Consider the following 7,927-nt stretch of genomic DNA (forward strand, 5'->3'; position numbering starts at 1 on the left):
CTGTACGGGCAGGCGGTGGACGGGCACGGGGCCGCCCGGTGGTGGCCTGTGATGTCGGCGGCTCGGACTAGTCTCGCGACATGGCTGTCAACACGTCTGCGGAAGCGCCCATCCCGGTCGGTGAGGTGTCCCGGCTCATCGGGGGGTGGATCGACCGGCTCGGCGCGGTGTGGGTCGAGGGGCAGATCACCCAGCTGTCGCGGCGGCCGGGCGCCGGGGTGGTGTTCATGACGCTGCGGGACGCCTCGTACGACATCTCCGTCGGCGTGACCTGCTACCGGCAGGTGTTCGACGCCGTCGCCGACGTCGTCAGCGAGGGCGCGCGGGTCGTGGTGCACTGCAAGCCCGAGTGGTACGCCCCGCGCGGGCAGCTGTCGCTGCGGGCCGCCGAGATCAGGCCGGTCGGGGTCGGGGAGCTGCTCGCGCGTCTCGAGCAGCTGAAGAAATCCCTCGCGCGGGAGGGCCTTTTCGCCCCCGAGCGGAAGAAGCCGCTGCCGTTCCTGCCGCGGCTGATCGGGCTGGTGTGCGGACGTGCCTCGGCCGCCGAGCGGGACGTGCTGGAGAATGCCCGACGCCGCTGGCCCGCCGTCCGCTTCGAGGTGCGCAACGTCGCCGTGCAGGGCGTGCACGCGGTGCCGCAGGTCGTCCAGGCCGTGAAGGAACTGGACGCGGTCGACGAGGTGGACGTGATCGTCGTGGCGCGGGGCGGGGGCAGCGTGGAGGACCTGCTGCCGTTCTCCGACGAGCAGCTGGTGCGGACGGTGGCGGACTGCCGGACGCCGGTCGTCTCCGCGATCGGGCACGAGCCGGACAACCCGCTCCTGGACCATGTCGCCGACGTACGGGCCTCCACCCCGACGGACGCCGCCAAGAGGGTCGTCCCGGACGTGGGCGAGGAGTACGAGCGGGTGCGGCTGCTGCGCGACCGTGCGCGCCGCTGCGTCCAGGCGTTCGTCGACCGGGAGGAGCGGGGGCTGGCGCAGGCGCTGGCCCGGCCCTCGATGGAGGCACCGCACCGGATGATCGACGGGCGGGCCGAGGAGGTCACCGCGCTGCTCGACCGGGCCCGGCGCTCCCTGCGGCACCAACTGGACCGGACCGACTCCGAGCTGACGCACACGCACGCGCGCGTGGTGGCCCTCTCCCCCGCCGCGACGCTCAAGCGCGGGTACGCCGTGCTGCAGCGGGCCGACGGACACGCCGTGCGTGATCCGGGCGAGGTGGAGACCGGTGAGGTGTTGCGGGCACGGGTGTCCGAGGGTGAGTTCAGTGTCCGAGTCGATACGTAGGGTGGGCGGATGACCAGCAAGACGGAGCAGGCGGAGCAGACGGGGCAGGCGGAGGCCGCGGCCGAGGCTCTCGGGTACGAGCAGGCGCGGGACGAGCTGATCGAGGTCGTACGCCGCCTGGAGACGGGCGGTACGACGCTGGAGGAGTCGCTCGCGCTGTGGGAGCGGGGCGAGGAGCTGGCCAAGGTGTGCCGGAGCCGGCTGGACGGGGCACGGGCCCGGCTGGACGCGGCACTCGCGGAGGAGACCGCTGAAGCGGGACGGGCGGAGGGCGAGGGCGGGAAGCCGTAGCCCGCCGCCGGCTCACCCGCGCCCGGCCCGCCGGGGCGGGACCGCCGGGGCGGGCCGGGCTACTTCGCTTTGTCCTCGGCCAGCGTGTGGGCGACGAGGGCGTTCGCATGACCGTGGCCCAGGCCGTGCTCGGTCTTGAGCCAGGAGACCAGCTCCATGTGCTTGACGAGCGGCGAGGAGCGGATCAGCTCCTTCCACTCCGCGATCGGACGGCCGTACTTCTTCTCGATCGACGGGAAGTAGCTGACGGGGCCCTTGAGGGTGTCGGTCATATCAGGTTGGTCCCATCCCAGGTAAGCGGCGGCGTACTGCCCTCCCAGACCGCGGACGGCCGGCGAAGTGTTCGCCGTGTCGCTGTGGCGTGCATCACCCCGGAAGGGTTTCCTTGTGAAGCAGGTCACCGCATTCCGCTTTTTGTTGAACTTTGAACTTCCCTGTCGTACCGTTTCCTCATCAAGGGTTTCGCGCCGACCGCGCGGGACCGATGCTCCCCCTAGAAAGTTCACGCATGTCTCTCGTTCTTGACTCCGCTGCCCAGGACCTGCTCTTCCGTGAGGCGCGCACCGCCAACACGTTCACCGACGAGCCGGTGACCGACGAGCAGGTTCAGGCGATCTACGACCTGGTCAAGTACGGCCCGACCTCCATGAACAATTCGCCGCTGCGCGTCACCCTGGTCCGCTCCCCCGAGGCCCGCGAGCGCCTCGTCCAGCACATGGCGGAGGGCAACGCGGCCAAGACGGCCACCGCCCCGCTGGTCGCGATCCTCTCCGCGGACAACGAGTTCCACGAGGAGCTGCCGCACCTCTTCCCGCACTTCCCCGGGGCCAAGGACATGTTCGCCGGCGACCGCTCGATGCGCGAGGGCCAGGCTTCCCTGAACGCCGCCCTGCAGGCCGCGTACTTCATCATCGGCGTGCGTGCCGCCGGTCTGGCCGCCGGCCCGATGACTGGCTGCAACTTCGAGGGCATCCGCAAGGAGTTCCTCGACGACGACCACACGCCGCTGGTGGTCGTCAACATCGGCCGCCCCGGCCCGGACGCCTGGTTCCCGCGCGGCCCGCGCCTGGAGTACGGCCAGGTCGTCACCACCGTCTGATCGTCGCTTCGCGGCATACGGCAGGGCCCCCGACACGTTGGTGTCGGGGGCCCTGCCGTATGTCTGCCGTATGCCGGTCCTCGCGCACCCGGTCGTCGCGAACCGGTCAGTCGGATGCGGTGCGCAGAGCCTCGGCCATCTCCGTCAGCCGGGCGAAGGACGCCGTGCCCGTCACCACGGTGGTCGAACCCTCCTCCTCGAGCACCAGCGCGTCGTACCGATCGCCCTCGTACCGGGTCCAGGTCTTTCCGTCGATCTGCTGCGTCTTCCCGGTCTTCTCCGCGCCCTGGGTCTCGCCCTCGATGAAGACCACCGGCTTCTGAGTCGACTGCTCGACCGCCACGTACTCCCCGTCGGGGGCTCGGTAGCCGAGGTGCCAGGAATCGAACTCCTCGCCCTGGAAACGGACGGAGGTGGGCTTCCATGCCTCGGACAGACCCTCGGGCGCGGCCACCGGATAGGTGGCGGCGCGGCGCGCGGTGAGCAGGTCGACGCGGTAGTCGACCCGCTTGAGGTCGGGCTCGCCGTCGTCGTGCGGGATGAACAGCCAGATCACTCCCGCGGCGAGCAAGATGAGGCTCAGGGAAAGAATCATGTCCCGAGCCGACTTCTGCATGCTGTTCGTTCCTGCCACGCCCCCATCGTCGCAGGTGCCCGGCCCGCTCATCCGTGGGGGCCCCTGCTCATTTTGTCAGTCCGGCGCTAGAGTCAGGCGCAACACCCTCATCCGGCCGTCGTCGTACAGAAAGGTGCGCTCCGATGACCGAACACCATCAATTGCCGTCCGAACTCGATGTGCCCTCGGAAGCTCCCGACCGCAACCTCGCCCTGGAACTCGTGCGGGTCACCGAGGCCGCCGCGATGGCCGCCGGGCGCTGGGTCGGGCGCGGCGACAAGAACGGCGCCGACGGTGCCGCGGTACGCGCCATGCGCACCCTCGTCTCCACCGTCTCGATGAACGGCGTCGTCGTCATCGGCGAGGGCGAGAAGGACGAGGCCCCGATGCTCTTCAACGGGGAGCGCGTGGGCGACGGGACCGGGCCCGAGTGCGACATCGCCGTCGACCCCATCGACGGCACCACGCTGACCGCCAAGGGCATGACCAACGCGATCGCCGTACTGGCCGCCGCCGAACGCGGCTCGATGTTCGACCCCTCGGCCGTGTTCTACATGGACAAGCTGGTCACGGGGCCCGAGGCCGCCGACTTCGTCGACATCGACGCACCGGTGGCCGTGAACATCCGCCGGGTCGCCAAGGCCAAGCGGGTCACCCCCGAGGACGTCACGGTGGTGATCCTCGACCGGCCCCGGCACGAGGGCATCATCAAGGAGATCCGGGAGACCGGGGCGCGCATCAAGCTGATCTCCGACGGTGACGTGGCCGGCTCGATCCTCGCCCTGCGCGAGGGCACCGGCATCGACCTGCTGCTCGGCATCGGCGGCACCCCCGAGGGCATCATCTCGGCCTGTGCCGTGAAGTGCCTCGGCGGCACCCTCCAGGGCAAGCTGTGGCCGCAGGACGACGCGGAGCGGCAGCGCGCGATCGACGCGGGGCACGATCTCGACCGGGTGCTGACCGACGCCGACCTCGTCACCGGCGACAACGTGTTCTTCGTGGCCACCGGCATCACCGACGGCGAGCTGCTGCGCGGGGTGCGGTACCGGTCCGAGACCGCCACGACCGACTCCATCGTGATGCGGTCCAAGTCGGGCACGGTGCGGCGGATCGACTCCGAGCACCGGCTGAGCAAGCTGCGCGCGTACAGTGCGGTGGATTTCGACCGGGCGAAGTAGCTCCGCCGGGTTCGCCGGAGGCCGTGCGGGCGGCCCACGGGTGTGCGGTCCGTGGGTCGCCAGGAGCCTCGTCGAACGGTGCGGTCCGTTGTGGCCGGTCGCGTGGTTCCCCGCGCCCCGGTGGGTCGTCCCGGGGGCGGGAACACTCCTCGCGCCAGGTTCCGGGACCGGTCAGCCTGCTGCCGCTATGGGACCGCCGGTGCGGGCCGCCTTCTGGAGTTCCACGTCCCGGCGGCGGCGCCGGGCCAGGACCACACGGCGCTCGGCGGCGGTCAGGCCGCCCCAGACGCCGTAGGGCTCGGGCTGGAGCAGGGCGTGCTCCCTGCACTCGACCATCACCGGACAGCGGGCGCAGACCCGCTTGGCGGCCTCCTCGCGGGAGAGCCTGGCGGCCGTGGGTTCCTTCGACGGGGCGAAGAACAGTCCTGCCTCGTCGCGCCGGCACACCGCCTCGGTGTGCCAGGGCGCGTCCTGGTCCCTGTCTCGCGTCGGCACCCGCTGGGCCGGAACGGCAGCTACCTGCAGGGACGAATGCGGCGGTTGCGGCACGGGTCTACTCCTGACGACGGCTTCGCGAGCGAGAGACGATGCAGCAAGGCTTACCCGCTGTGCGTGCGCCTATGCACTGAGTCCCGAACCGCCGCTTCCGGCAACGGAATTCGGCCCACGCCGCCTCCGCGCCGCACGGACGGAACGCCTCCGCTCCAGCGCCTCCGTCCGCCCCGCTTCACGGGCGTCAACGGTCCTGGCGCTTGCGCACACCCTTGTCCACGGAGCGCTGCACCCGGTCGAGGATGTCCGCCACCAGCTTGCCCCGCTTGGGCCGCGCCTCGATATTGCCCAGCACCGCCCAGCCGTCCACGTAGACCACCGGGGCCTCGGGGTCCTCGGAGTCCAGCGAGGCCACCTCGAAGTTGCCGAGGACGCCACCGCCCATGCCGCGCAGCGACACGTTCTCCGGGACGCGGACCTCGACGTTGCCGAAGACCGAGAAGGCCTTGATCACGACCTGCTGGTGCTCGAAGACCGCCTCGCTGAGGTCTATCTCGACATTGCCGAAGACCGCGTACACATGGATGCGGCGGCCGGCCCGCCAGCGACCCTTGCGGGTGGCGGCGCTGAAGACCGCCACCACGTTGTCGTCGGGGTCCATCGGGATGGCGCCCGCGGTGGGCCGGCTGGGCGCCGAGACATGGGCCGAGCGCCGCTGGTGGGCTCCCGGCAGGTCCCGGACGAACACCTCGAGCTCTCCGGCGGTCTTGGCGGCCAGCACGCCCTCGACGCGCTCGGCGTGCTCCTCGGGGGACAGCCTGCCCTCGGCGAGGGCCTCGCGCAGCAGGTCGGCGACACGGTCGCGGTCGGCGTCCGAGACGCGCAGCTCGGCGGCCCGCGGTGCGCTGTCCTGCGGCTGGGCGTGCTTCTGAAGGTCCACGGCAGCACCTTACCCAAACGCGATAGATCGCGACTAGCCCCCGTCACGAACTCCTCGTGAACGACTCGGGAACCGCCGGACCGACCGGACGGCCCCCACCGGGCCGGCCGACCCCACCGGAGCCCACCAGGCCCACCGACCCGACGGGAAGCCATGAGGTGGTGACCGACCGCTACTGAGGACAACCTCACAGGCTCGTTCCCGGCGACAGGTCCTACGCTGGTGGGCGCCCGCCGACGTCGGCGGGCGGCCACCTGTCGAGTGAGGAATGGGCGAGATGCCTGAGTTCGAGTACGCCGATCTGCTCCCCATGGGAGAGGACACCACCCCCTACCGGCTGGTGACCTCCGAAGGTGTCTCCACCTTCGAGGCCGACGGACGGACCTTCCTCAAGGTGGAGCCTCAGGCGCTGCGCAAGCTCGCCGAAGAGGCCATCCGCGACATCCAGCACTACCTGCGCCCCGCCCACCTCGCCCAGCTGCGCCGCATCATCGACGACCCCGAGGCGTCGTCCAACGACAAGTTCGTCGCCCTGGACCTGCTGAAGAACGCCAACATCGCGGCGGCCGGCGTGCTCCCCATGTGCCAGGACACCGGCACCGCGATCGTCATGGGCAAGCGCGGCCAGAACGTGCTCACCGAGGGCGGCGACGAGGAGGCCCTGTCCCGGGGCATCTACGACGCGTACCGGAACCTCAACCTGCGCTACTCCCAGATGGCCCCCCTGACCATGTGGGAGGAGAAGAACACCGGCACCAACCTCCCCGCCCAGATCGAGCTGTACGCCACCGACGGCGGGGCCTACAAGTTCCTGTTCATGGCCAAGGGCGGCGGCTCCGCCAACAAGAGCTTCCTCTACCAGGAGACCAAGGCCGTCCTGAACGAGTCCTCCATGATGAAGTTCCTGGAGGAGAAGATCCGTTCGCTCGGCACGGCCGCCTGTCCGCCGTACCACCTGGCGATCGTCGTCGGCGGCACGTCGGCCGAGTACGCGCTGAAGACCGCGAAGTACGCCTCGGCGCACTACCTCGACGAGATCCCGACCGAGGGTTCCCCGCTGGGGCACGGCTTCCGCGACAAGGAACTGGAGGACAAGGTCTTCGAGCTGACCCAGAAGATCGGCATCGGCGCGCAGTTCGGCGGCAAGTACTTCTGCCACGACGTCCGCGTGGTCCGGCTGCCGCGGCACGGCGCGTCCTGCCCGGTCGCGATCGCGGTCTCCTGCTCCGCCGACCGCCAGGCCGTCGCGAAGATCACCGCCGAGGGCGTCTTCCTCGAGCAGCTGGAGCGGGACCCCGCGCGGTTCCTCCCGGAGACGACGGACGAGCACCTCGAGTCCGACGGCGACGTCGTCCAGATCGACCTGAACCAGCCGATGGACGCCATCCTCGCGGAACTCACCAAGTACCCGGTGAAGACCCGCCTCTCCCTCACCGGTCCGCTGGTCGTGGCCCGCGACATCGCGCACGCCAAGATCAAGGAGCGGCTGGACGCGGGCGAGGGGATGCCGCAGTACCTCAAGGACCACCCGGTGTACTACGCCGGTCCGGCCAAGACCCCCGAGGGCTACGCGTCCGGCTCCTTCGGCCCGACGACGGCCGGCCGTATGGACTCCTACGTCGAGCAGTTCCAGGCGGCCGGCGGCTCCAAGGTGATGCTCGCCAAGGGCAACCGCAGCAAGCAGGTCACCGACGCGTGCGACGCGCACGGCGGCTTCTATCTCGGCTCGATCGGCGGGCCGGCCGCCCGGCTCGCCCAGGACTGCATCAAGAAGGTCGAGGTCCTGGAGTACGAGGAGCTCGGCATGGAGGCGGTCTGGAAGATCGAGGTCGAGGACTTCCCGGCGTTCGTCGTCGTCGACGACAAGGGCAACGACTTCTTCCAGGATCCTTCGCCGCAGCAGCCGACGTTCACGTCGATTCCGGTGCGGGGGCCGGGGCTGGCGTAGTGCCTCCCGGGGGCGGCGGTTGAGGGTTTCGGTCTCCCGCCGCCCCTTTTCCTGCCGCCCCCGGGAGGCACTAC

At 70.4% G+C, this 7,927-nt stretch carries 9 protein-coding genes; 5 read left to right on the forward strand and 4 right to left on the reverse strand.

Annotated elements, in window-relative coordinates:
- Window positions 1-80 precede the first annotated feature (80 nt).
- Window positions 81-1,289, forward strand: coding sequence for an exodeoxyribonuclease VII large subunit (gene xseA, locus AOK11_RS27060; RefSeq protein WP_055596337.1), 1,209 nt, complete (start codon window positions 81-83; stop codon window positions 1,287-1,289).
- Between the two features lie 9 nt (window positions 1,290-1,298).
- Window positions 1,299-1,580 (forward strand): exodeoxyribonuclease VII small subunit, encoded by a 282-nt coding sequence (locus AOK11_RS27065; protein WP_055596338.1) that lies wholly within the window; start codon window positions 1,299-1,301, stop codon window positions 1,578-1,580.
- 59 nt (window positions 1,581-1,639) lie between these two features.
- Here AOK11_RS27065 and AOK11_RS27070 read toward each other — a convergent pair whose 3' ends face one another.
- Window positions 1,640-1,852: a DUF4287 domain-containing protein gene (locus AOK11_RS27070; RefSeq protein WP_055596339.1), complete on the reverse strand. Its 213-nt coding sequence runs from the start codon at window positions 1,850-1,852 to the stop codon at window positions 1,640-1,642.
- Window positions 1,853-2,088: 236 nt separating this feature from the next.
- Between AOK11_RS27070 and AOK11_RS27075 the strand changes: the two genes are divergently transcribed.
- Window positions 2,089-2,679, forward strand: a complete 591-nt coding sequence (locus tag AOK11_RS27075; RefSeq protein WP_055596340.1) for a malonic semialdehyde reductase — start codon at window positions 2,089-2,091, stop codon at window positions 2,677-2,679.
- Window positions 2,680-2,785: 106 nt separating this feature from the next.
- On the opposite strand, the gene AOK11_RS27080 is transcribed toward AOK11_RS27075, so the two are convergent.
- A complete protein-coding gene (locus tag AOK11_RS27080) occupies window positions 2,786-3,295 on the reverse strand; it encodes a DUF4245 domain-containing protein (protein ID WP_055596341.1) in 510 nt (169 codons plus the stop codon).
- Window positions 3,296-3,438: 143 nt separating this feature from the next.
- Here AOK11_RS27080 and glpX point away from each other — a divergent pair, with 143 nt between their 5' ends.
- Window positions 3,439-4,473 (forward strand): class II fructose-bisphosphatase, encoded by a 1,035-nt coding sequence (gene glpX / locus AOK11_RS27085; RefSeq protein WP_055596342.1) that lies wholly within the window; start codon window positions 3,439-3,441, stop codon window positions 4,471-4,473.
- 171 nt (window positions 4,474-4,644) lie between these two features.
- Here the strand turns inward: glpX and AOK11_RS27090 are convergent, their stop codons facing one another.
- Together AOK11_RS27090 and AOK11_RS27095 are read right to left on the reverse strand one after the other, a co-directional pair.
- Window positions 4,645-5,022, reverse strand: coding sequence for a WhiB family transcriptional regulator (locus tag AOK11_RS27090; RefSeq protein WP_055596343.1), 378 nt, complete (start codon window positions 5,020-5,022; stop codon window positions 4,645-4,647).
- 187 nt (window positions 5,023-5,209) lie between these two features.
- On the reverse strand, window positions 5,210-5,905 hold the full coding sequence (locus tag AOK11_RS27095; protein ID WP_055596344.1) for a DUF1707 SHOCT-like domain-containing protein: 696 nt from the start codon (window positions 5,903-5,905) through the stop codon (window positions 5,210-5,212).
- 268 nt (window positions 5,906-6,173) lie between these two features.
- Between AOK11_RS27095 and AOK11_RS27100 the strand changes: the two genes are divergently transcribed.
- Complete coding sequence (locus AOK11_RS27100; protein ID WP_079035111.1) at window positions 6,174-7,853, forward strand: fumarate hydratase; 1,680 nt, start codon at window positions 6,174-6,176, stop codon at window positions 7,851-7,853.
- Window positions 7,854-7,927 lie beyond the last annotated feature (74 nt).

It is taken from the genome of Streptomyces hirsutus (assembly GCF_001418415.1).
In the GTDB taxonomy this organism is placed as follows: Bacteria; Actinomycetota; Actinomycetes; order Streptomycetales; family Streptomycetaceae; genus Streptomyces; species Streptomyces hirsutus.